This window comes from Bacteroides sp. 14(A), assembly GCF_000526555.1.
GTDB lineage: Bacteria > Bacteroidota > Bacteroidia > Bacteroidales > Bacteroidaceae > Bacteroides > Bacteroides cellulosilyticus.
In genome coordinates this window covers 455,697-479,223 of the sequence record NZ_JAGH01000004.1, presented here as the reverse complement: position 1 = coordinate 479,223, position 23,527 = coordinate 455,697, and the positions used below count along the sequence as shown (strand labels likewise).

Annotated in this window: 13 protein-coding genes and 1 tRNA gene; 5 read left to right on the top strand and 9 right to left on the bottom strand. The window is 41.1% G+C overall.

Annotated elements, in window-relative coordinates; translation table 11 throughout:
- Positions 1–26 precede the first annotated feature (26 nt).
- On the top strand, positions 27–5,819 hold the full coding sequence (locus K429_RS0121050) for a DUF3320 domain-containing protein (protein WP_044097014.1): 5,793 nt from the start codon (positions 27–29) through the stop codon (positions 5,817–5,819).
- Between the two features lie 57 nt (positions 5,820–5,876).
- Here K429_RS0121050 and K429_RS0121045 read toward each other — a convergent pair whose 3' ends face one another.
- From K429_RS0121045 to feoB, 4 genes are all read right to left on the bottom strand, one after another.
- Positions 5,877–6,350: a hypothetical protein gene (locus K429_RS0121045; RefSeq protein ID WP_029327932.1), complete on the bottom strand. Its 474-nt coding sequence runs from the start codon at positions 6,348–6,350 to the stop codon at positions 5,877–5,879.
- A 258-nt stretch (positions 6,351–6,608) separates the two neighbouring features.
- Positions 6,609–6,680: transfer RNA gene (locus K429_RS0121040), tRNA-Cys, on the bottom strand.
- A 51-nt stretch (positions 6,681–6,731) separates the two neighbouring features.
- On the bottom strand, positions 6,732–6,947 hold the full coding sequence (locus tag K429_RS31000; protein ID WP_007213353.1) for a hypothetical protein: 216 nt from the start codon (positions 6,945–6,947) through the stop codon (positions 6,732–6,734).
- Positions 6,944–9,415: a ferrous iron transport protein B gene (feoB, locus tag K429_RS0121030; RefSeq protein ID WP_007213352.1), complete on the bottom strand. Its 2,472-nt coding sequence runs from the start codon at positions 9,413–9,415 to the stop codon at positions 6,944–6,946. Before feoB ends, K429_RS31000 begins: the two co-directional genes overlap by 4 nt.
- A gap of 162 nt (positions 9,416–9,577) precedes the next feature.
- On the opposite strand from feoB, the gene tilS reads away from it, so the two are divergent.
- A complete protein-coding gene (tilS, locus tag K429_RS0121025; RefSeq protein ID WP_029327931.1) occupies positions 9,578–10,888 on the top strand; it encodes a tRNA lysidine(34) synthetase TilS in 1,311 nt (436 codons plus the stop codon).
- A 16-nt stretch (positions 10,889–10,904) separates the two neighbouring features.
- Here the strand turns inward: tilS and K429_RS0121020 are convergent, their stop codons facing one another.
- From K429_RS0121020 to K429_RS0121000, 5 genes are all read right to left on the bottom strand, one after another.
- Complete coding sequence (locus K429_RS0121020; protein WP_052340675.1) at positions 10,905–11,672, bottom strand: phosphatase PAP2 family protein; 768 nt, start codon at positions 11,670–11,672, stop codon at positions 10,905–10,907.
- Positions 11,656–14,040, bottom strand: a complete 2,385-nt coding sequence (locus K429_RS0121015; RefSeq protein WP_029327929.1) for an outer membrane beta-barrel family protein — start codon at positions 14,038–14,040, stop codon at positions 11,656–11,658. The genes K429_RS0121020 and K429_RS0121015 overlap by 17 nt, the downstream gene beginning before the upstream one ends.
- Positions 14,041–14,552: 512 nt before the next feature.
- Complete coding sequence (locus K429_RS0121010; protein ID WP_029327928.1) at positions 14,553–15,611, bottom strand: HAMP domain-containing sensor histidine kinase; 1,059 nt, start codon at positions 15,609–15,611, stop codon at positions 14,553–14,555.
- Positions 15,608–16,288, bottom strand: a complete 681-nt coding sequence (locus tag K429_RS0121005) for a response regulator transcription factor (RefSeq protein ID WP_007216120.1) — start codon at positions 16,286–16,288, stop codon at positions 15,608–15,610. Before K429_RS0121005 ends, K429_RS0121010 begins: the two co-directional genes overlap by 4 nt.
- Before the next feature lie 89 nt (positions 16,289–16,377).
- Positions 16,378–17,208 (bottom strand): 4Fe-4S binding protein, encoded by an 831-nt coding sequence (locus K429_RS0121000; RefSeq protein WP_022209384.1) that lies wholly within the window; start codon positions 17,206–17,208, stop codon positions 16,378–16,380.
- Between the two features lie 290 nt (positions 17,209–17,498).
- Between K429_RS0121000 and rho the strand changes: the two genes are divergently transcribed.
- The 3 genes from rho (at position 17,499) to K429_RS0120985 (ending at position 23,488) form a co-directional block, all read left to right on the top strand.
- Positions 17,499–19,538 (top strand): transcription termination factor Rho, encoded by a 2,040-nt coding sequence (gene rho / locus K429_RS0120995; RefSeq protein ID WP_007213344.1) that lies wholly within the window; start codon positions 17,499–17,501, stop codon positions 19,536–19,538.
- 177 nt (positions 19,539–19,715) lie between these two features.
- Positions 19,716–21,527 (top strand): HAMP domain-containing sensor histidine kinase, encoded by a 1,812-nt coding sequence (locus K429_RS0120990; protein ID WP_044097013.1) that lies wholly within the window; start codon positions 19,716–19,718, stop codon positions 21,525–21,527.
- On the top strand, positions 21,524–23,488 hold the full coding sequence (locus K429_RS0120985; protein WP_029327926.1) for a histidine kinase dimerization/phospho-acceptor domain-containing protein: 1,965 nt from the start codon (positions 21,524–21,526) through the stop codon (positions 23,486–23,488). Before K429_RS0120990 ends, K429_RS0120985 begins: the two co-directional genes overlap by 4 nt.
- Positions 23,489–23,527: the final 39 nt, after the last annotated feature.

Genomic DNA, 23,527 nt, shown 5'->3' with positions numbered 1-23,527 from the left:
TTTATCAGTTAAATTCTATAACAACAATGGGAAACGACAACACAATTACAGGCACCTTCAATGGAACAATCCACCTGGAATACCTGCCATGCATCAATTATGCAATGATACACAACCATGTACCTTCATGCAATTTCTGCGAACTAATGAACAGTGATGAAGTCGATTGGAACAATATCAAAGTTTCGATAGATGGAGAACTAATTAAGTACTCAGAGAGTATTCTCGAAGTCATTCCGCACGGACAGAACATTCAAATCAACAACCTGGAAATATCACCTGAAAGTGTAAAATTAATCGAATTGACAGAAGGCATCGATACTATCTTTCATCTGGTTATTACGATTTCCGGTGAGATAGCCCATCAGCAAACATTTCCCATCAAACTGATGGCATACGATCAGTGGACCGGTTCCAGGATTATGCCCGAACTCTTAGCTACATTTGTTACTCCCAATCATCCCATACTTTCAAGAATAAGCGTAAAAGCCTCACAATTCCTCGAAAAGTGGACCGGAAACTCTGCCTTAGACGAGTATCAGACACAGGACCCCAACCGAGTACGTGCACAGGTAGCTGCTATTTATGAAGCTCTCCGGTCTGAGTCTTTAATATATTCTACAGTTCCAGCCAGCTTTGAAACTTCGGGGCAGCGTATCCGCTTGGTAGATAATGTACTCACCAGCAAACTAGGTACATGTATAGACCTGACTTTACTCTATGCTTCCTGTCTGGAAGCCAATGGCATTCATCCTCTTTTAGTCTTGTTGAAAGGACATATATTGGTAGGTGCATGGCTTACAGAAGATATTTATCATCAAACCGTAGGCGATGATGCTTCCTTTTTACTCAAAGGGAGTGCAAATGGCATCAGCGACATTGTATTAGTAGAGACAACCGCACTGGCATCTTCTCAAAATATTTCATTTGAAGAAGCTGCTACAATGGCTCAGAGAGAACTCAAAGAAGAAAACAGATTCGAGCTGTTTATTGATGTATATAGGTGCAGACTGGATAAAATCCGTCCATTACCACAACGCATAAACCATAACGGTGAATGGCAAATAGAAAACAGTGGAATAGAACATGAGAATGTAACCCAAAGAATACACCGACTGGACCGGTATGAAATAAAACTGGAGGACAGTAAGGATGAAATAACCAAGCAGATTATTTGGGAAAGAAAACTGCTGGATTTTTCTCTACGCAATAATCTGATTAACATCCGTCTTGGTAGAAGGGTTATACCATTCATATCTTTTGAAATTGACCATCTGGAAGATCATTTGCAAGCCGGAGAAAACTACCAGATATTACCCAGTCCCGCTAAAAGTAAAATAGAACCTGGTGAGACTGGTCTCTATGATTCTTCTTTATGGAAAGAGAATTTGGAAGAATTAGTAATCAGCGAGCTGAGAAACAAAAAACTCCGTTCTTATCTGACCGAAAGCGAACTTCAGAACTCACTTAAATTTGTATACCGTACATCGCGAACCGCCATCGAAGAAAATGGCGCCAATTCACTGTTCCTCGTTTTAGGAATCCTGAAGTGGTACGAGTCTCCTAAGAGCGTGAAACCACGCTTTGCTCCTATCTTACTGTTACCGGTAGACATTGTGCGCCGTGGAGGTTCAAGCGGATATATCATCCGCACCAGAGACGAAGAAATAATATTGAACATAACGCTCGTCGAACTATTGAAACAACAGTTCAGTGTTAATCTTTCCGGGTTGAATCCGTTGCCAAAAGATGATAGTGGCGTAGACGTGAAAAAGATATTCGCTACGATTCGTACCTGCATTCGTAATATGAAAGGTTGGGATGTAGTGGAAGAATCGATGTTGGGGCTATTCTCATTCAACAAGTTTGTCATGTGGAACGATATTCATACCAATGCAGACAAATTGAAAGAGAACGCCATTATAGCCAGTCTGATGGAAAATCGTATTCAATGGCAGGATACGACTCCGGAAATTGACGCCAGAGAAATAGACAGAAATCTTGAACCTATCCATTTTGCCATCCCTGTTGATGTTGACTCTTCGCAGCTGGAAGCCGTTATTGAATCAGGAGAAGGAAAGAGCTTCATATTGCATGGACCTCCGGGAACCGGTAAATCACAGACCATTACCAATATGATAGCCAATGCCCTGTACAAAGGAAAACGTGTGCTGTTTGTAGCAGAAAAGATGGCGGCACTTTCTGTAGTACAAAACCGTCTGACTAAGATAGGATTAGATCCGTTCTGTCTGGAACTACATTCTAATAAGGTCACTAAATCTCATTTTCTGGCTCAGCTTCAGAAGGCTATAGAAGTCATTCACATTCAGTCTCCAGCCGAGTTTGAAAGCACTTCAAAGCAATTATTTGAGCGTAGAAAGAAATTAATCGATTATATGGAAGCATTGCATCATCCCCATGCTTCCGGCTTTTCTCTTTATGATTGCATTACAAACTACTTATCGATACAGGGAGATGAATTGTCTATCGACTTTTCTCTGTTTCCCTCTATCACCAAAAATCAACTGATAGACTTTTGCGAAAATATCCAGGAACTGGATACAGTTTTTCAGATAACAGGGCATCCGCAAGATCACCCGTTAAAGGGACTGGAGCCATACGATACTTCCATAGAGAACTCTCAGAAATTACAAGCCGGAATCAGGCGCTTTATTAATTTATTCACCTCGATTACCGCTAACAGAAAGTTGCTTTCAAATAGTCTGGGAATCTCGATACCTGATAATTGGGATGGGATCAACTGGATGGGCAAGATATGTAACCAGCTTCTATCCATCCCATATCTGAATAAAACGTTATTGGAAATGGGTGGTAATACCGACTTGATAGAAGAATGGAAAGATATTATCCTGTCCGGTCGTAAGCGAGATCAGTTACAAGCTGAACTGGGTAAAGAGTATGCACCTCAAATTCTGGGAGAAAATGCATTTGCCCTCCAACAAGAATGGAAAGCTATCGAATTGAAATGGTTCTTACCTAAATTCTTTGCCAAACGTTCTTATCTGAAAAAGCTCAGACTTTACAATATAAGTTTGCAGGCAGCACAAATACCAAGCCTGTTAGAAAAGCTCAATGCTTATCAAAAGAATAATAAGATCATTCAAGAACAATCTTCCGAATTATCATCTTCTTTCGGCTTCTTAGGAAGAAAGAGCAAAGAGAAATGGGATGATATTGATTCTATACTTAAGAATCTTCCGATAATTTACAACACTTTATCGGAATACGCAGCAATCGTTCAACAGCCATTCGCAGAAGTTCTGAATCAATTTGCAAATAAAATCAGTATTGACTGGAACGCATTCCAACAGTCTAATAAAGATACATTCAGGCAACTAATCGATACATCCAACGAGTTGAATACGGTTCTCAATGAAATAAAAGGTTTATGCTACATACAACTGCCGGATAATAATCTTGAAGTGAAACTACCGGTTCTACTGAATACCTGGCTAACTCACTTCAATAAGATTAAAGATTGGGGACAATGGTGCATCCGTAAGAGAGAATTGGAATCTCTTCATTTAACCGTAGTTATCAACTATATAACAGATAAGCATAAAAGCGGATCGGAAGCTTCTAATGCGTATATGAAAGGCGTTTATCACCAATTAGCTCTAAAAACCGTTGATGCGGACGAAACTTTACGCCTTTTCAACGGGTTGCTATTTGAGGAAATGATCAGTAAATACAAACAACTGACTATCGATTTTCAGGAGTTGAGTAAAAAAGAACTATACTGTAGATTAGCAGCCAGAATACCATCACTAACAATGGAAGCCGCCTCCAGTTCCGAAATAGGAATTCTAAAAAGGAACATTTCAAATGGAGGACGCGGCACATCTATCCGGAGAATTATAGACCAGATACCAACTCTGTTGTCCAAGCTATGTCCATGCATGTTGATGAGTCCGATATCAGTGGCTCAGTATATCGATCTGGATGCAGAGAAGTTCGATCTTGTTATTTTCGACGAAGCATCACAGATGCCTACCAGCGAGGCAGTCGGTGCAATAGCCCGCGGCAACGCATTAGTCGTAGTAGGTGATCCCAAGCAAATGCCTCCGACAAGTTTCTTCTCCTCTTCACAAGTAGACGAGGAAGAAGCTGAATTTGACGATATGGAGAGCATTCTGGATGATTGCATCTCGTTATCCATTCCATCCCGTTATCTGACTTGGCACTATCGGAGCAAACACGAAAGTCTGATTGCTTTCAGTAATTCTCAGTATTACAATGGAAAGCTATATACTTTTCCTTCTGTGGATGACAGAGTTTCAAAAGTACGTTTAGTTCAGGTAGATGGTACATATGATAAAGGACGTACACGCAGCAATCATGCCGAAGCTGAAGCCATTGTGAAAGAAATACTGAACCGGCTACGTACACCTGAAGTTCCTGAAAAAAGCATAGGCGTCGTATCTTTCAGCCAAGTACAGCAAAATTTGATAGAAGATATGCTCATTGAGGAACTGAACAAATATCCCGAATTGGAAGAAAAAGCTTTCCAAAGTAATGAGCCTATTTTCATCAAGAATCTGGAGAATGTGCAAGGTGATGAACGGGATATTATTCTTTTCTCTATAGGATACGGTCCGGACAGGAATGGCAATGTATCTATGAATTTCGGACCATTGAATAATCAAGGTGGCGAACGTCGTCTGAATGTAGCCGTATCGCGTGCACGTTATGAAATGATTATCTTCTCAACCTTACGCTCCGAACAAATAGATTTGAAACGTACAAAGTCCAAAGGTGTGGAAGGCTTAAAGAGGTTCCTTGAATTTGCAGAACGCGGCACCTCACCTGTTCCGGCCATCCAACTACAGAACCTGCAACAAAGTAATCTTATTACTTTAATTGCACAGGAACTTACTCAGCGTGGTTATAAAGTGGATACTCTGGTAGGACGGTCAAACTTTAAGGTGGATTTAGCGATTGTCAATCCATTGCAACCGGATACATATATTCTAGGGATATTGTGTGACGGCAGAAACTATTATGAAACCAAGACTACAAGGGACCGTGAAATAGTACAACCGAATGTTTTGCAGATGCTCCACTGGAATGTAATGCGTGTATGGTCCGTCGACTGGTTTGAACATAAGGAGAACGTCGTGGAGCGCATTATCAAAAAGCTGGAAGATTTAAAAAACACAAAAGTAGAAGAACAGCCTCCTCTTCCGATAGAGAATAATGTTCTGAAAACATTCAGTATAGAGAATGAACCTGTTGTAGAGTTAGTGAACAATCGAGAAAGAGAATATATATTTGCTGACTTGCCCGATATAGGCTACAGTACAGATATCGATACCGTAATGGCTTCCTCCTATCAAGTTAAAAAACAACTTCAACAAATAGTCAAGATTGAACAACCCATAACAAATACTCTGCTATATAAAAGAATATTACGAATTTGGAATCTAACAAGGGTTACCACCCGTTTACAGGTATTTATCGACAATCTTCTTGAAGATGCATATAAAGACCCTTTATCGGGAGATACTATAATTTACTGGGAAGATGAAGAGAAAGCTAAAGACTGCGACTTTTATCGCATCAACTCCAAACGCGATATTCTGGATATTCCAATCCTGGAAGTAATGAGCGCCGCCCGCTATGCCATAGAGCAACAGATATCTATGCCGACTGAAGATCTGAAACGGCTGACTTCCCAACTTCTCGGTTTCAGTAGGAAAGGAAACAATCTAGATATGGTAACGGAACAGACTATACAATTGCTGATTGATCAAGGAATATTCAGCCATGCGAACGGAATGGTATCCATGAACAATTAGGGTTCATGGATACTTTTTTCCGAAAGGGAAGAAAACAAGATGGAAAAGAATGTCTACCTAATAGTCTTCGATAGTGGAATTTCCAAATATATCCTTTTTGATAATCTGCTTGTGCCCTTTATTGTCTTCAATAATAGTATTGCCAAAGATATCTTTTTTGACAGTCTTCCTATTGCCATTATTGTCCTCAATAATCGTATTCCCTAAAATATCTTCTTTAATAGTTTTCTTATTACCATTATTGTTTTCAATAGTAATATTTCCTAAAATGTCTTTTTTGATTGTAATCTTATCACCATTATTACCTTCAATAATAATATTTCCCAGAATATCTTTTTTAATCGTAATCTTATTACCATTATCATCTTCAATAATCGTATTGCCTAAAATGTCTTTTTTGACTGTTTTCTTTTCTTGATTGACTATCGAATATTCGTAACGATCCTCGATAGAATTAACACTATAGCTCTTCGTTATATGGGGAGCCAAAACAAACTGAACTGTAAATAGGATGAATAGAATCTTTTTCATGGCGTATTTCTTTTGGTTTGTAACAAAAGTAATATGGGAAAATGATAACTAACTGGTGAATTCTATAATTATTGATAGGGAAAAACCTAAAATTAATACTTTTCATGTGCTACAATCGTATCGTTTTAGGAGGCTCGGACTACATTCGGTCTACACTCGCACGATTTTCTACCCAAATGGCGGGGTAGCTAAGTTACTGAAGGTCAATAAACAACAAATGCCCCGAGTATTTCTACTCAGGGCATTTTGTTCGTTTTGAGGTTCCTGGCGGATTCGAACCGCCGTACACGGTTTTGCAGACCGCTGACTAAGCCACTCATCCAAGGAACCAATCTTTCTCATTTGCGGTTGCAAAGGTAGTACATTTTTTGGAAATTCCAACTATCCGCAGCAATTTTTCTTCTTTTCTTTTTTCGTCGCACTACACTCTGCACGCTTCTCATCCATCAATCGCTTTAAGTCACAACCGGTTACGCAATTTGCACATGGATTACCATTTTCTCTTGTCCGGCGAAAAAAAGCATAAATTCCCCATCCGATTCGGACAATACACAACAGTAACAGGATTGCAACTACCCATTGTTGCCAATTCATCATACAAATAATCCTCCTATTCTATAAATGGCAAATGCCATTACCCACGCAAGCAGCGTGGTATACACTGCCGTAAATAATGCCCATTTCCAGCTACCAGATTCTTGCTTGATTGCTACAATCGTAGCTATACATGGGAAATAGATCAATACAAACACCATATAACAGAAAGCTACCAACGGTGTAATCGGAATACGTTCGGCAAGACTTACGGCATCTGCTTCAGCATCATTCGTATAAAGCACGCCCAGTGTACTTACCACTAATTCCTTAGCGCCCACACCTGAAAGTATACCGATACCAAGTTTCCAGTCAAAACCCAAAGGTGCAATCACCGGCTCCATAGCCTTTCCTATCTGTCCGATGTAGGAATTCTCCTGCTGTTCGGCAACCGTTTCATACGCATCATGGTCAGGATAATATCCCAATGCCCATATTACGATGGAAGCTATCATGATAATACCTCCCATTTTACGAAGATATTGTGCCCCCTTCTCCCACGTGTGACGGAAAATAGCTTTTGCTGTCGGTAAACGGTAAGGCGGAAGCTCCATTACGAACGGAGTATCATCCCCCTTCACCAGAAAACGGCTGAATAAACGCGCCAGCAATACCGCCAACAGAATACCTATTGAATATATTAATAACAGTATCAAACTACCATTGTTCGGAAAAAATGCACCTACCAGCAACAAATAAATAGGCAGGCGAGCACTACATGACATCAACGGATTGACGAGCATGGTAATAAGTCGGCTTTTACGGTTCTCAATAGTGCGCGAAGCCATAATAGCAGGTACGTTACATCCGAAACCCATAATCAGAGGAATGAAGGATTTACCATGCAGCCCCATCTTATGCATAATCTTATCCATGATAAATGCAGCACGCGCCATATAACCGGAGTCTTCCATCAACGATATACAAAAATAAAGAATAAGAATGTTTGGCAGGAAGACAATCACACCACCAACACCACCTACAATACCATCTACCAATAGATCTTTCAACGGTCCGTCCGCCATATTGGCATGTATAAAGTTACCGAGAGTTTCTACCAGCCATTCGATACCCATCATCGGGTATTCGCCAAGCACGAACGTCCCTTCGAACATGAGATACATGAACAGGAAGAAAATGGGGAATCCCCACACACGGTGCGTTACGATAGAGTCTATCACACGTGTAGTATGTTCTTTATCCAAGTGATTATCCACAAAGGTTTCTTTCAGTGCACCGGATATAAAACCATATTTTGCATCGGTAATTGCCTGATCGCAATCCTCATTCAGCACGTCTCGGATACGGCGGCTTTCCTGATCACGGACATCTATGATTTCTTTGCCGTTGGGTAAAGTTTTAATCAGCGTTTCCAAATCCGGATCATTCTCCAGAAGTTTGATGGCAAGAAAGCGGGTAGAATACTTATGACGGATACCCTCATTCTCACTAATCACCCGCTTCACCTCTTCAATGCTGCGTTCCAGTTCAGGACCGTGGTTAATGTGAATATGACGATAGAATCCATGATGACGTACTTCTTCTTCTTTATGAGCCCCACCGGTATAGCCGGGCACATACTCCCGATGCCATTCACGCAGGTCATTCAACACTTCTGCACGTACCTTGCCTTTCTGATCGAGGAAGTCGGCACCTTCGTAAATACTGATAACAACGTGAAAAAGATCTTCGATGCCTTTGCCCGTACGCGAAACGGTAGGAACCATAGGAACACCAAAGAGTTCACTCAGTTTCATGTAATCCAGCGTGTTGCCACTGGCTTCCAGTTCATCGTACATATTGAGCGCCATCACCATACGCACGTTCATGTCAATCAACTGGGTAGTGAGGTACAGATTACGTTCCAGATTGGACGAATCTACCACATTGATAACAATGTCCGGTGTTTCATCAATAATATGATGACGGACATACATTTCTTCAGGACTATATGCTGATAGCGAATATGTACCCGGCAAATCGACTATGCGGAAATGATAACCTTGGAAATTAAAATGACCTTCCTTAGCATCCACTGTAACGCCGCTGTAGTTACCAACATGTTCGTGTGAACCGGAAGCAATATTAAACAGAGAAGTTTTTCCACAATTTGGATTACCCACTAATGCAACATTAATGGTGCGGCGTTTACCAAGAGCGATACGTTTCAGTTCTTCTTCCCCCGGATAAATATCTTCACTCATTCCCGGATGATAATTCGGTTTTGTCACTTGCTCTTTCGCCTCATGTTCGCTGAGTATTTCAATCATCCCTGCCTCCTGTCGGCGCAAAGAGATTTCATACCCCATTACTTTGTATTTTATTGGGTCTTTCAGCGGGGCATTCAGCAAAACCTCTACAGTCTTGCCTTTAATAAAACCCATTTCTACAATTCGTTTGCGGAAACCGCCATGCCCCAGTACTTTAACGATTACACCTTTTTCTCCAGTTTTTAATTCGGATAAACGCATAGTCTTCTCTCTTTCTTTAATTTGGATGCAAAGATAAATGATTTGTATTTAGCCTACAAATTATTTAGATTGTTTTTAAATAAGGAGAAATATTCTCCATTCTCCACTTTGTTCCGAAGAATTAGAAAGAATTCAATCCGTTAATATTATCTTTGCACCATTATGAATATAAAGAAAATAGCGCAATATATTGATCAGGAGAAGCTTTTCACACGAGAAGACAAAATACTGGTAACGCTGAGTGGCGGAGCGGACTCAGTAGCTTTGTTGCGTCTACTTCTTGCTATGAGGTACACCTGCGAGGCGGCACATTGCAATTTCCATCTGCGGGGCGATGAGTCGGTTCGAGATGAAATGTTTGTCCGCGAACTATGCTTGCAGTTGGAAGTTCCGTTACATGTCCAACATTTCCAAACCACGGAAGAAGCGGAAAAGCGCCACATATCCATTGAAATGGCAGCACGGGAATTACGTTATGCTTGGTTTGAGCAGCTCCGTCTACAACAAGGAGCCAACGTTATCGCCGTGGCCCATCATAAAGATGATAGTGTAGAAACTCTCCTGCTCAACCTTATCCGTGGAACAGGCATCAACGGACTATTGGGTATCCGTCCCAAAAACGGAAACATTGTCCGCCCCTTGTTATGCCTCGACCGGAAAGAAATAACCGAATACCTACAAGAAATCGGACAATCTTACGTAACGGACAGCACTAACCTGCAAGACGAATATACACGCAACAAGATACGCCTCAACCTCTTGCCACTTATGCAGGAAATCAATCCCTCTGTAAAAGAAAGCCTTCTCCGCACTGCAGAACATCTGAATGATGCAGCTCTCTTATATAAAAAAGGAATAGAAGAAGGCAAGCAGAAAGTGCAAACCGAACAAGGTATCCTGATCAGTGTTTTGCTCCAAGAATCTGCACCGGAAACCTTATTATTTGAGATCTTATCTCCATTAGGATTTAACAGTGCACAGATCAAAGATATTTTCACCTCTCTGAATGGGCAACCGGGGAAAATATTCCTCAGTGGAGAATGGCGCGTGATTAAAGATCGAGAGCTTCTACTGTTAGAACCGATCTGTTCAGAAGATGTTTCAACAGTCTTTTCTCCAGATGATCCTGCCCTACCCTTCCGTTTGACAATGGAAGAATTAGAAGTCACAGATGATTTCATCATTCCCCGTGACCGAAACACTGCTTGCTTCGATGCAGACAAACTAAAACAACCTCTCACAGTCAGACACTACCGACAAGGCGACACATTCGTTCCCTTTGGTATGACTGGGCGAAAAAAGGTCAGTGACTACCTTACTGATCGAAAATTCTCCCTTTCCCGCAAAGAGCAACAATGGGTGCTTTGCAGTGGCTCCCATATCATTTGGTTGATAGGCGAACGTACTGATAATCGTTTCAGAATAGACGACCAAACACAGAAAGTTATTATTCTGAAGTTTATTCCTTATTAATTGCAACGAGTATCCTTTAGAAAGCGATATGACAACTTACTCCTTTTTCTTCTTTTGAGAAATAAGGAGAAATAAATATATTCTTATACCGCTTACGGAAGAAAGTCTTTGTAATAGTTGGATAAAGCCAATAAGCCGCCTGAGTACTCAGTATTCCGATTCCGGCTCCGGTAAGCACATCTGTCAGCCAATGACGATTGTTATACATACGAAAGAAGCCTGTACCAGCAGCTACTGCATACCCGGCAACACCTATCCATGGAGAAACGTCCCAATATTCCTTACGCAAAAACTCCGCACCCATAAAAGCGGTTGCGGTATGCCCCGACGGGAAGGAGTTACGGCTACTTCCATCAGGACGCTCTACACTGGCCGTCATTTTAAATGTGTTTACGGTGATACCCATTAGTGCATAGGCAGTAGCAAGGATTATGGTACGATCCGTAAAGCTATGCCTTCCTTTTACACCACACAAATTCAAGCCATAAACAGCAAACATCGGAGCATACTGCGAAAAATCATCAATCGTAAATTTGCTGTCAATGTTTTCCCGTAGCTCGTCACGTAACTCCCGGTTCTGATATTGCAGCCAATGGCTTTCCAACCCGATAATCCCCACTCCAATCAAAGTTGCAGGTAAAATGACCTGCCGGATGCGGAAACGGTATGGATTATTATCCATTACCCGAACCGTATCCGTTTTGACAGAATCCTCCTGTGCTTGTCCAATTACTGTAAATGTACAAAGTACAAGTAATATAAGGATTTTACATACTCTCATCATATTCTAACTTCGCTGTGTGTTTTTTGCTCTTGTTTCCACCAAATGTATAAGAAACGCCGATATAGAAAATACGGGGATTACGGCGTTTTTCTACCTTCTGTTTCAGTTCGGGTGTATCAAGCGTATACGACTTCCGATAGGTATCAAACAAATCAGTAACCGAAGCCAATACGGAAAGATTGATACTCGGAATATCATACTTCATACCCAGATTGATACAATAATCGGCATCCCTACGACCTTGCGGCACCAGTGTGGCAGAACGATAACGTGCATTGAGCTGCATCATATAATATTTGAACGGCATGAAGTTGGCATTGAACAACGTGCTCCACGAGAAAGTATTCCTGTGTCGTGAAAAGCCCAACTTTTCTGCATTGATCTGATTGAAATATCCGTTTGCATTCCAGTTAAAAGAGAGCCAACGATTGATAGAATAACTCCAGATCAGCTCCAATCCTGCATTGTGACTCTTATCCAGATTCTCTTTAGTAGTCAGCAGTACGCCACCGTCTATATAGCGTGATACTTCGGTAATCTGATTGGTAAGATAGCGATAATAGACTGTAGTCATCAACGATGCATTTGTATCATTGTGCCACAGCCATCCCGCCTCCACCGAATGTATCTTTTCCGGTTTCAAATCAGGATTACCTGCCGAAAGACTGAGTGGATTGATACGCTCGGCAAATGGATTCATATCATTACCTTCGGGACGGTTCACACGAAGGCTATAGCTTAGTTGGAGTTCATTGTGCTCATTCAGTTTGCGGGAGGCGTGTAACGTAGGATAAATATTGGTATAGTACTGCCTCGTGATGCTGTCAAGAGAATAAAGATTGTTCCGGATATCAGCATATTCTCCACGCAGTCCGGCCATAAGACTCCACTCTCCCGGATTCATTTCTAAAGTAGCGAAGAAAGAATGAAGGGTGCGATGATGGGTAAAATCACTTGTGCGGTCAAGATCAGGAATGAAAGATGCACCATCCCAATTCTCCACATGATAATTCTGTTCGGCACGAAGCGCTTCCAGTTCATAACCTGCCGATAGTTTTGTCCATTCCGACAAATGATGCTGCCAATGCACTTTTCCGATATGTAAATAATTGGCATCCCATACCCACTCATTGTCTTTAGTGTCATTCTCCATTTGCATGGTAGAATATTCATTCTGTTCGTCTTCACTTTCGGAAGAATAAGTATAGTTCACACTCCATTCATTGCCCTTTCCATAGGTGTGGGTATAAAGAAAGTTTCCTTCCCACATATTCTCTCTGGCATCAGCCCTGCGATTGCGAAAATAAAAATCTTCCAAATGATGATTTATATCTTCCGTAACAGATTCTATACGCTCACTTCGCAGGAAATGACGGCGATTATAGCTTCCCGAAATTTCCATGACATCATGAGTCGAAAGGTTTGCTCCCATTCCAAGTCGTAATGTGTGCGACACGGGACGCCCTGTACCGAGGGTCGTCTGGTTAATGTATTCCGTGGGCGATGTACGATTGTCAAAAATACTACGGTCATAGCGATCTTGCCGGAAAGCATAACCACCAAAGAAATTCACCCCATTGATGCCGTAATTCAAATTCACTCCGGCATTGTAACGGTCGTGGCTACCGGTATTCGCCGTCAAAGTGCCATTCAGTCCCGCCTTGCCCTCCTTTTTCAATACGATGTTAATAATACCGCTCACACCATCGGGTTTATACTCTGCCGAAGGATTAGTAATTACCTCGATACGTTCGATACTGTTTGCGGCAAGTTGATTCAGAGCATCAGTCCGTGTCCTGCCGCTCATCAGTGCGGATGGTTTTCCATTAATAAGGATAGTCACATTCTCATTACCACGCAGGCTGACCGTACCTTCCAAATCCACCTCCACCGAAGGAATATTCTGCATCAAATCGCTTGCCGAGCCTGCCGAACTCATCAAATCCTGTCCGACATTAAATACCTTACGATCCAGTTTAGGCACAAAAGTGGATTTTCGCCCGGCTACCACCACTTCATTCAATACCTGACCTTTATCGTCAATCCATAATACACCGACATCAACCGTCTGATTACCATTACCCACGATGAACATTTCAGATTGTGTTTCACCATAACCGACATAACTACCCACCAGATAATAACGACCCGTTGGCACATCTTCCAGATGAAAGCATCCGGTAGAATCTGTCATAGCTCCCGTCACAAGTTTTTTTGTTGTTGCCTCGTACAAAGCTATCGTGGCAAACTCCACCGGTGCTTTATTCGTTTTACCACTTAAGATTCCTGTCACTTTACTGCCATTTCCTGCAGCGAATACAATCGTAATCCAACAAATGACCACGATGCCTAAAACAAATCTTTTCATACCTTTTCTTTCTTTTATCTCAAAATTCTGAGGCAAAAGTAAAAGGCAAATTAGAAGACATTTTGAATTTTATCGGGGAAGATAATCTTTTTGAGGAGATCTTTTAGGATACGTCAACTGATTATCGAAAAGCCGTTAACGGAATTCATTCATTTCCCATTAGAGGAATTTACAACTGTATAGCGAGCTATTTTCCTACTACGACTGAGGATAGTTCCCATTAGGACTGAAGGTACTTCCCACTACGACTGAAGCCACTTCCCACTAGGACTGAACTCGTGTTCCACTACGACTGATCTTAGTGGAACACCAAGTGCATTATCACACAGACAGTTACATCCTTTTCAGCACTCCTATATAGCTCATATCGGAAAAGGAATGAATAAGACTCACCACAGATTCACACAGATTTATTAATCTAATAATCAGCAAAATAGGATCTGTGTCAATCTGTGTAATCTGTGGTGAATTAATTCATAACCGAAAAGCTTTGAAATAATTTCACCAACAAATCACCTAAAATGCACTGAAAATACATGGTGATTCTCTTCGAAAACGTACTGCAACCTCCAACCATGATAGTCGCAAATAGCTTTCGCAATAGAAAGTCCAAGTCCATTCCCGGACGTCTTTGTATCATCAGAACTGAAACGCTGGAAAAGTGTACGGGCATTAAGAGATACTCCATCCGCCGGATTACTGACCGTAAAATAGCTATTGCAAAGCAAAAGTCTAATCTCTCCATTCATTGCAGCAGTATGGCGAATGGCATTGACAACAAGGTTATTCAGCAGGCAACTTAACAGAATTGTGTTCACATTGTGCACAACATGGCACGTACGCTGGTCAAGGAATGAAATGTTCAAATCACTGTGCAGTACATTGTAAGTAGGCATTGACTCACGAATAAAGCTGCCTAAGTCGACCTCCTCCATCTCTGTGTACTGTGAATTCTCTATTTTTGCCAAGAGTAGTAAATTGCGATTCAAATGTTCCATCCGGGTATTGAGGTCGTAAAGATCGGAAACAAGATTCATTGACCGCTCGTCCAGTTCTTCCTGCATCAACAAGTCCAGTTTACTGCGAATAATAGAAATAGGTGTTTGGAGTTCATGCGAAGCATTCTCGGTAAACTCTTTCTGTATACGATAAATCTCCTTATCTTTCTGCATCAGCTTTGCCAACGAATTGTTGAGCCGGGCAAATTCTTTTATTTCGGTTTTCTGAAACTGAGGCACTGCACTTTGCGCCAAGTTGAACTGTTCTGTCTTCTGCAACGTGTCATCAAACGGCAACCACAGGCAATGTGTAATGAAACGCATCATAATAAACAAAGCAAGGCTGAGAACCAGAAAAATAAGCAGGAACTGAAGCATCATTCCCACCATAATATCCCGTTCTAAGTCAATGTGTGGAATAGACGTCCCCAATTGCACCGCCTCGATAATGTCTATCATATCCTCCGCATAGAAATACTTGGTGAGCAGGAAAAACAAGGGAGTGGCTAGTATAAAGATTGCCACCGTACAGACAAGGAACTGCGAGAGTGTTTTATGCAAAAGACTTTTCATGATTCTATAGCCCATTTATATCCGGTTCCATAATATGTCTTAATGCAATCTGCCATACCCACATCCGCCATTTTCGCTTTTAAGTTTTTGATGTGGGCATAGACGAAGTTAAAGTCATTCATCATATCCGCCATGTCCCCGCTAAGATGTTCGGCCAATGCACTCTTAGAAACAACACGACGACGGTTTTCAATAAGGAATAACAGAAGTTCATATTCTGTTTTGGTCAAATCAAGCGTGACAGTTCCGACACTAACCACCTTACCAAGCAAATCAATACTTATCGGACCATTCTGTAAAGTGTTGCTGTTCGTAAAACATTTCCTCCTCAACAAAGCAAAAATACGCATACTCAATTCCGGCAGATGAAAAGGCTTGGCTAAATAATCGTCCGCACCGATCTTCAGTCCCGCCACTTTATCGTCTAAAGAATCCTTTGCCGACACGATGATAACTCCCGTCTGAGGCGATGTACTTTTTATTTTTCGCAGCACATCCAATCCATTTCCTCCGGGAAGCATTAAATCCAGCAAGATACAGTCATATTCGTAGAGTTCTACCTTCATGGCAGCCTCAGCAAAAGAAAAGGCTTGTTCGCACAGATAATCTTCCCGACACAGAAAGCTCACAATGCTGTCGGACAACTCACGTTCATCCTCTACTATCAATAATTTCATAGTTCCTAATTTTAAATACAGACACAAATGTATCGGAGAATTCTGTAGAAATTCTGAATGAAAGGAGTTTATTGCATGTAGGATTAAAGCTATAAAATAATCCGGTCCTCTTTCTGTCGCACAAAGCAGTCTGAAAGCAACGAAGCAAACGGAGTATCATACGTCCGCGCCTTGAACGAACATCCTTTGACACATGCACAACACTTTATGCACTTTTCGGCAATCGTATTACATTCGTCACCTTTCAGGATAGCTCCCGAAGGACAATGTACAGCGCAAACGCCACAATGCGTGCAAAGTTCCGCATTCACTTCCGGTACACGCGGCAAAGGAACACCACTTTTACGCAACTTTATCACCCGGCGCAGAAACTTGAACAAAGGCAGAAAAGGCTGGCGCGGGCGCTGAATACGGTTCACATCCACCGGATACAAGTGTTCCATATCAACGGCGGCATTTATTTTCGTCCGTATCTTCGCACCAAATTCCTCCGCATATTGCAAATCATTTGCATCCGGACGCCCTGGGGCTATTGGATTTTGTTCCGTACTATACGAATGTTCTCCCACAAAAGTAGCCCCGGCAATAACTTTGAAACCCTGGGCAGAAGCAAATGCGTCCAATTCTATCAAAGCCTTTTCATACGCGCGGTTACCATAGACTACTACCAACACAACTGGAGATCCTGACGCACGAATACCCTGCAAACGTTCCATAGCCAAAGGAGCTACCTTGCCACCATACACTGGCACAGCAATAACAGTCAGTGTATTCTCCGGAATATCTACCTCAGCAGTATGCAGTGTTAAATTCGTAGTAACAACATTTGTTAATCCTGTTCCGCGAACAATTGCCTCGCCAACTTGTTTAGATGTACGAGTAGGCGAAAAATAGATGAAATGAACTTCGTTTATATCCATAAATATATGCGCTTTTTCTTGGTTTATCAAGCAAAGATAAAGTTTTAAAATTAAAAAAAAGACGAATTGTTTATGAAACCAAAAATATTTATTACCTTTGCACCGTTGAAACATTCTGTAAACTCCTAAGTGCGGGTAGCTAACAGTTTTCCGGTTCAATAATAAATATCCCATAATCATTATATTAAATAAAGGTATATTTGCCACGTTGCTTGTGACGACAACCGCAGCCGTGTGAACATATCTGTCCAATAACAAAAGAAATTTTAAACCATTCACATATATACTGTATGTATAATATCATTCAATTGAACGACAAAAATTTGTCGGAACTTCAATCTATTGCCCAAGAACTGGGTATTAAAAAGACAGACTCACTAAAAAAAGAAGAACTTGTTTACAAGATACTTGATGAACAAGCCATCGCAGGTGCTACCAAAAAGGTTGCTGCTGAAAAGCTGAAAGAAGAGCGTAAAGTGGATAGACAACAAAAACGTACCCGCGTAACCGTAAAAAAAGAGAGTACTGACAAAGTCTTCACCGCCAACAAAAATGGTGACCTCACTAAGGCAAAAGCTGAAACCACAGTTGCAGCTGCCAAGGTACAACCAGTAGCTGAGGCAACAAAAGCACCGGTAGCTGAGAAAGCTCCTGAAGCAGTTGTAACCACTGCATCCGCTCCCGAAAAAGCCGAAGACGCTACTCCGAAACGTAAACCGGGGCGTCCGCGCAAAACCAAGACGGAAGAAAAAGCTCCCATACCCGCACCTATGCCTGTTGCAAAGAAGGAAGAGCCTAAAAAAGCTGAACCTGAATTGAACTTTGAAACCGAAGCACCTAAAGTAGTTAAGAAAGTCGTAATAGAGGACAGTCCTATCTTATCAGAACCCGAAGATGACTTCATTCCCATCGAAGATCTCCCGACTGAGAAAATAGAGCTCCCTTCAGAACTGCTGGGCAAATTCGAAGCTACCAAAGCCGAGACTCCTATAGCACCCGTAGCAGAACCCACGCCTGCAACCGCACAACGCCCACGCCTTCGTCCTCGCGACAATAATAATACTCCTTATAATAATAACAACAATAATAATCGTAACAACAACCCGCGTCCTGTTCAGCAACAACGTCCCGCGCAGCAAAATGCTGGTGATAACTATGCTCCTGTGCAAGAACGCAGACCGGTAATTGAGCGCGAAAAAGTATACGAATTCGATGATATCTTGACCGGTACCGGTGTACTGGAAATTATGCAGGATGGTTACGGGTTCCTTCGTTCTTCCGATTACAATTATCTTTCTTCACCGGATGATATTTACGTATCACAATCCCAAATTAAATTGTTCGGACTGAAAACAGGTGACGTTGTGGAAGGTGTAATTCGTCCGCCGAAAGAAGGAGAAAAATATTTCCCATTGGTAAAGGTAGGAAAAATCAATGGACGTGATCCGGCTTTCGTACGTGATCGTGTACCATTTGAGCATCTTACTCCGTTATTCCCCGATGAAAAATTCAGATTATGCAAAGGTGGCTACTCCGACTCCATGTCTGCCCGTGTAGTAGATCTCTTTGCTCCTATCGGTAAAGGTCAGCGTGCATTGATCGTGGCACAGCCTAAAACCGGTAAGACCATCCTGATGAAAGATATAGCCAATGCAATTGCAGCAAATCATCCGGAAGTTTACATGATCATGTTGCTTATCGACGAACGCCCCGAAGAAGTAACCGACATGGCTCGTACCGTAAATGCCGAAGTGATTGCTTCAACTTTCGATGAACCAGCCGAACGTCACGTAAAGATTGCAGGTATCGTACTGGAGAAAGCAAAGAGACTTGTAGAATGTGGCCATGATGTCGTTATCTTCCTGGATTCTATCACTCGTCTGGCACGTGCTTACAATACGGTATCCCCGGCTTCCGGTAAAGTTCTTTCAGGTGGTGTGGACGCCAATGCACTACACAAGCCCAAACGTTTCTTCGGTGCCGCCCGTAATATTGAAAATGGTGGTTCACTCACTATCCTGGCTACTGCATTGATTGATACCGGTTCTAAAATGGACGAAGTTATCTTCGAAGAATTCAAAGGTACAGGTAACATGGAGTTGCAACTCGACCGCAACCTGTCCAACAAACGTATTTTCCCTGCAGTCAACATTGTTGCTTCCAGCACTCGTCGTGATGATCTGTTGCAGGATAAGCAAACATTGGATCGCATGTGGATACTCCGCAAATATCTGGCTGATATGAACCCGATAGAAGCTATGGATTTCGTAAAAGATCGTATGGAAAAAACCAAAGACAACGACGAATTCCTAATGAGTATGAACAGCTAAAACTGAAGCCAAAGGATATAATCAACAAGAAATAGGATTAAATATACAAAAAGGACGAGACATTTTCGGATATCTCGTCCTTTTTAGTTATTTTTGTCGCAATTAATCACATATCATTGTATAAACGTATTAGTTAATAAGGTGAAGCTCAGTAAAACGATCATACTATTATTGTTGATGTTATTTTACGGTACTTCCTATATCCTGTCTGCAAGCAAGGATTCGGAAGATGAGCGTATACATCTTATGGAATACCTGATGGATAATAACTTAGGTTATTCTCAGGAAGTCAGATTAAGAGATATCGCCCAATGGGAAAATGAACTTGTAGAAGTATTCCGTAGCAGAAAGGACTATAAATACATGTTCCTTATGCAGCAGATGGCTGTATATGCCCTCGTTTCAGACGGCCACATCAACGAAGCGTTGGAAAAAGCAAATGTTATGCTGAAACAGGCCACTCAAATGAAATACGATATCGGCATAGCCATAGCTCATTATGCAATAGGAGATACTTATCTTAATGCCAACATGAATAATGAGGCTATCGAAGAATACGAAATAGCCATGCAGAAATTGCATAAAGTATCCGACTCCGAAAAATTACAGGAAAAAGTCTTGATTCAACTAATTCCAACCCTCATCAGAATGCGGAGGATGGATAAAGCTAAAGCCTATTTGGATCAAATGGAACAAATGAATGATTATCAGCACAGCCGTTTCATAGAAAATATCTTCCAAGCATATTATTACCTCCATAATAATGATATGGATAAAGTCCGGAAATATATTCAGGAAGCAGAAGAATGGTATGAATACTATCCGTTTTATTTTCATAGTTCTATCTTGAAATATATACAAGCTGAATATGCCAAAAGAATTGGAGATGACGAACTAGCTATCAAATTATATAATGAGCTGACCATAAATACCAGCAGTGCCAATGTCTATAACAGATATCTAAAAATGAAGAATTCACTGGCACAACTGTATACCAAACAAAACAGGCCTAGAGAGGCATGTGCCATTTTTCAAGACATCAATATTGCACGGGATTCTATCAATGCCCGTAACTATTCTACCCAGATAAATCTGTTGCGAACCATATATCAGGTGGACCGTCTCGAGATGGATAATCAAAGCGAGCGAAGCCGTCTGCTTTTTTATTCAATTATAGGTTGTATCCTCATTCTAGGCATATCTATTGTATCCGTACTTTATATTCGTAAAATCAATGCACGCTTGATTGCATCTCAACATAAATTGGAAAAAGCCCGGCAAAGTGCTGAGAACTCCATTCGTACCAAAAGTCTTTTTCTGTCGAATATGAGTCATGAAATACGTACTCCACTAAATGCCTTGTCCGGTTTCTCATCTATTCTGACCGATGCTAATATTGACATCGGAACCCGACAACAATGCAATGAAATCATTCAGCAAAATTCAGACTTACTTTTGAAGCTGATAGACGATGTTGTTGACCTTTCCAGTTTGGAAATCGGGAAAATGCAATTCCAGTTTGGAAACAGCGATGCAGTAGCTATTTGTCGCAATGTAGTGGATACGGTAGAGAAGATAAAGCAAACATCCGCCACAGTCCTATTCCAAACGTCTCAGGAAAAAATGGAAATCTATACGGATGAGGCACGCCTCCAGCAGTTACTTATCAATCTGTTGATTAATGCAACCAAATTTACCACAGAAGGTAGCATAACCTTATTATTGGAGAAAGAATCAGAAGAAATGACTGTGTTTTCGGTTACAGATACCGGTTGTGGGATCGCCCCGGAAAAACAGGGACAGATATTTAACCGTTTTGAAAAGCTGAATGAAAATGCCCAAGGCAGCGGATTGGGACTCTCTATCTGTCAATTAATTGTAGAACGTTTCGGCGGAAGAATATGGATAGATCCTGAATATAAGGATGGTTCCCGCTTCTTGTTTACTCATCCAATTCACTCTACCAACAGAAAGGAGGCAGCGCAATGAAACAAACCTTGTTAATACTCGCTCTTTTCCTACAAAGTATCCTCGCATTTGCAGAAAATATAACAGAAAAATCATCTGTGGCAGACAGTCTGTTAATCGAACTACGTGCACTTCCGCATGACACCACAAGATTAAAATTACTTGAGAAACTCGTGCTTACCGAACAAAACTCTCCGCATTATATAGAATATGCTGAAGAAATGTTCAACGAAGCACAGTACCAAAAGAATCCTAAATATATATGCAGCAGTACATATTTCAAAATATTGTACTATTATAATAAGAATGAAGTCGATAGTGTCAGTAAACTGGTGAACTACGTGAAACCCATTGCTGAACGCATGGAGTTTTTCAGGTTGTACTTCAATGCACAAAAATTGCTTATTTATACTTATACATATAAGGAGAAATATGAATATGCCATCAATGAATCATTAAAAATGCTTGAGAAAGCAGAAGAACTGAATAACACAGACGGCCGTATAGCTGCTTATTCATGTCTGGCAAGTGCATACCATGAAACCAACCGTACAAAAGAAGAAGGAGAAGCGCTTCGAAAAGCTCACAAATATGTTTCGGAACAAACAACCAGCAGTACACAGTTTAATGTTCTGAATCAATTAATTGTATTCAGTAAAGACCAGAAAGACTATTCAAGCCTGAAGACGTATCTGAAAGAAAACAAACAGCTATTGCAAAAAATGCTTAGTTTAGATCCGGATATGTATGAATCATATTTCAATCTTTATCTATTCTCAGAAATTTTTCAAACTTACTATTATACAGGGATAGGAAAGACAGACTCGGCTAAATATCATATAGAAGAAGCTCAAGACTTCATAACTCCGCAGAGTTATATTCCCTATATGGCCCTGTATTATGATGCAAGTGCGGAGTATTACCGGCATACAAAAGATTATCAGGCTGCACTTCTCTATATAGATTCTGCTCTGATAAAGATGAAACAATTTGAATCTGCCCAAATGGAGTATGCCAAACAATTATCGCGGAAAGCTGACATTCTGCAAGAAATGGGTAAATATGCAGAAGCCCTGCCACTGTACGAAAGTTCCAATCATATTCAGGATTCACTGACTGCCGCCATATCAGCTAAACAGCTGGAGGAAATCAAAGAAATACATCATCTGAACCAATTGGTATGGGAGCGTGGAAAACTAAGAAATCGTGTACAAACCAGTATTCTTTTGAGTCTCGGAATCATTTTGATCTTATGTATCGGCTATATGTTCCGCATCAATCTGATACGAAAAGCACTAAAGATATCAGAAAAAGAGACTCATAAAGCCACACGACAGACAGAAGAAGCCAATGAAATGAAGAATCGTTTCCTCTCCAATATGAGTCACGCCATCCGTGTTCCCCTAAACGGAGTATTGGGGTTCTCACAAATCATAGCAAACGAAGCGGAAATAGACGATCAAACCCGTAAAGAATATGCGGAAATTATTCAGCAAAACACGGATCAGCTAATGCGTTTAGTCAACAATGTCCTTGATTTGTCGCGCCTGGAAGCCGGTATGATGAAATTCCAAATGAGTAATTATGACATCGTACAGCTCTGCAACGATGCTGTAGGAATGGCACATATGCAGAATTCTACCTTGCATACTCATTTCATCAGTAACATTGACGAATATATCATCCATACAGACACAAACCGGTTCATGCAATTCGTTGTCAGTATTCTAACTTGTCCATTCGCTTCTTTCAAAGAAGAACGCGATCTCAACTTCACTCTGAACAAGAACGGAGAAATATTACGTTTTAAAATCACCAACTGCCCTCTCGCAGACCTCAAATATGCCAATCAAGACTCCGCTTTGCGTAATGATGTCAACCGTCTGTTTATAAAACACTTTGGCGGTACATATCAAGTAATCCCCGATAGCAAAGAAGGTCCAACTATTCTTTTCACTTATCCCGCTACCTCGGTTGAATAATATTATTGCCTTAAATGAAGGTAGATACGTGGATTTTTT

What these genes read in the sequence shown, in the direction of transcription:
- K429_RS0121050 (WP_044097014.1), top strand. Translation starts at nt 27, where the DNA reads ATGGGAAACGACAACACAATTACAGGCACCTTCAATGGAACAATCCAC.
- K429_RS0121045 (WP_029327932.1), bottom strand. Translation starts at nt 6,350, where the DNA reads ATGAAAAAGATTCTATTCATCCTATTTACAGTTCAGTTTGTTTTGGCT.
- K429_RS31000 (WP_007213353.1), bottom strand. Translation starts at nt 6,947, where the DNA reads ATGATGAATTGGCAACAATGGGTAGTTGCAATCCTGTTACTGTTGTGT.
- feoB (WP_007213352.1), bottom strand. Translation starts at nt 9,415, where the DNA reads ATGCGTTTATCCGAATTAAAAACTGGAGAAAAAGGTGTAATCGTTAAA.
- tilS (WP_029327931.1), top strand. Translation starts at nt 9,578, where the DNA reads ATGAATATAAAGAAAATAGCGCAATATATTGATCAGGAGAAGCTTTTC.
- K429_RS0121020 (WP_052340675.1), bottom strand. Translation starts at nt 11,672, where the DNA reads ATGATGAGAGTATGTAAAATCCTTATATTACTTGTACTTTGTACATTT.
- K429_RS0121015 (WP_029327929.1), bottom strand. Translation starts at nt 14,040, where the DNA reads ATGAAAAGATTTGTTTTAGGCATCGTGGTCATTTGTTGGATTACGATT.
- K429_RS0121010 (WP_029327928.1), bottom strand. Translation starts at nt 15,611, where the DNA reads ATGAAAAGTCTTTTGCATAAAACACTCTCGCAGTTCCTTGTCTGTACG.
- K429_RS0121005 (WP_007216120.1), bottom strand. Translation starts at nt 16,288, where the DNA reads ATGAAATTATTGATAGTAGAGGATGAACGTGAGTTGTCCGACAGCATT.
- K429_RS0121000 (WP_022209384.1), bottom strand. Translation starts at nt 17,208, where the DNA reads ATGGATATAAACGAAGTTCATTTCATCTATTTTTCGCCTACTCGTACA.
- rho (WP_007213344.1), top strand. Translation starts at nt 17,499, where the DNA reads ATGTATAATATCATTCAATTGAACGACAAAAATTTGTCGGAACTTCAA.
- K429_RS0120990 (WP_044097013.1), top strand. Translation starts at nt 19,716, where the DNA reads ATGTTATTTTACGGTACTTCCTATATCCTGTCTGCAAGCAAGGATTCG.
- K429_RS0120985 (WP_029327926.1), top strand. Translation starts at nt 21,524, where the DNA reads ATGAAACAAACCTTGTTAATACTCGCTCTTTTCCTACAAAGTATCCTC.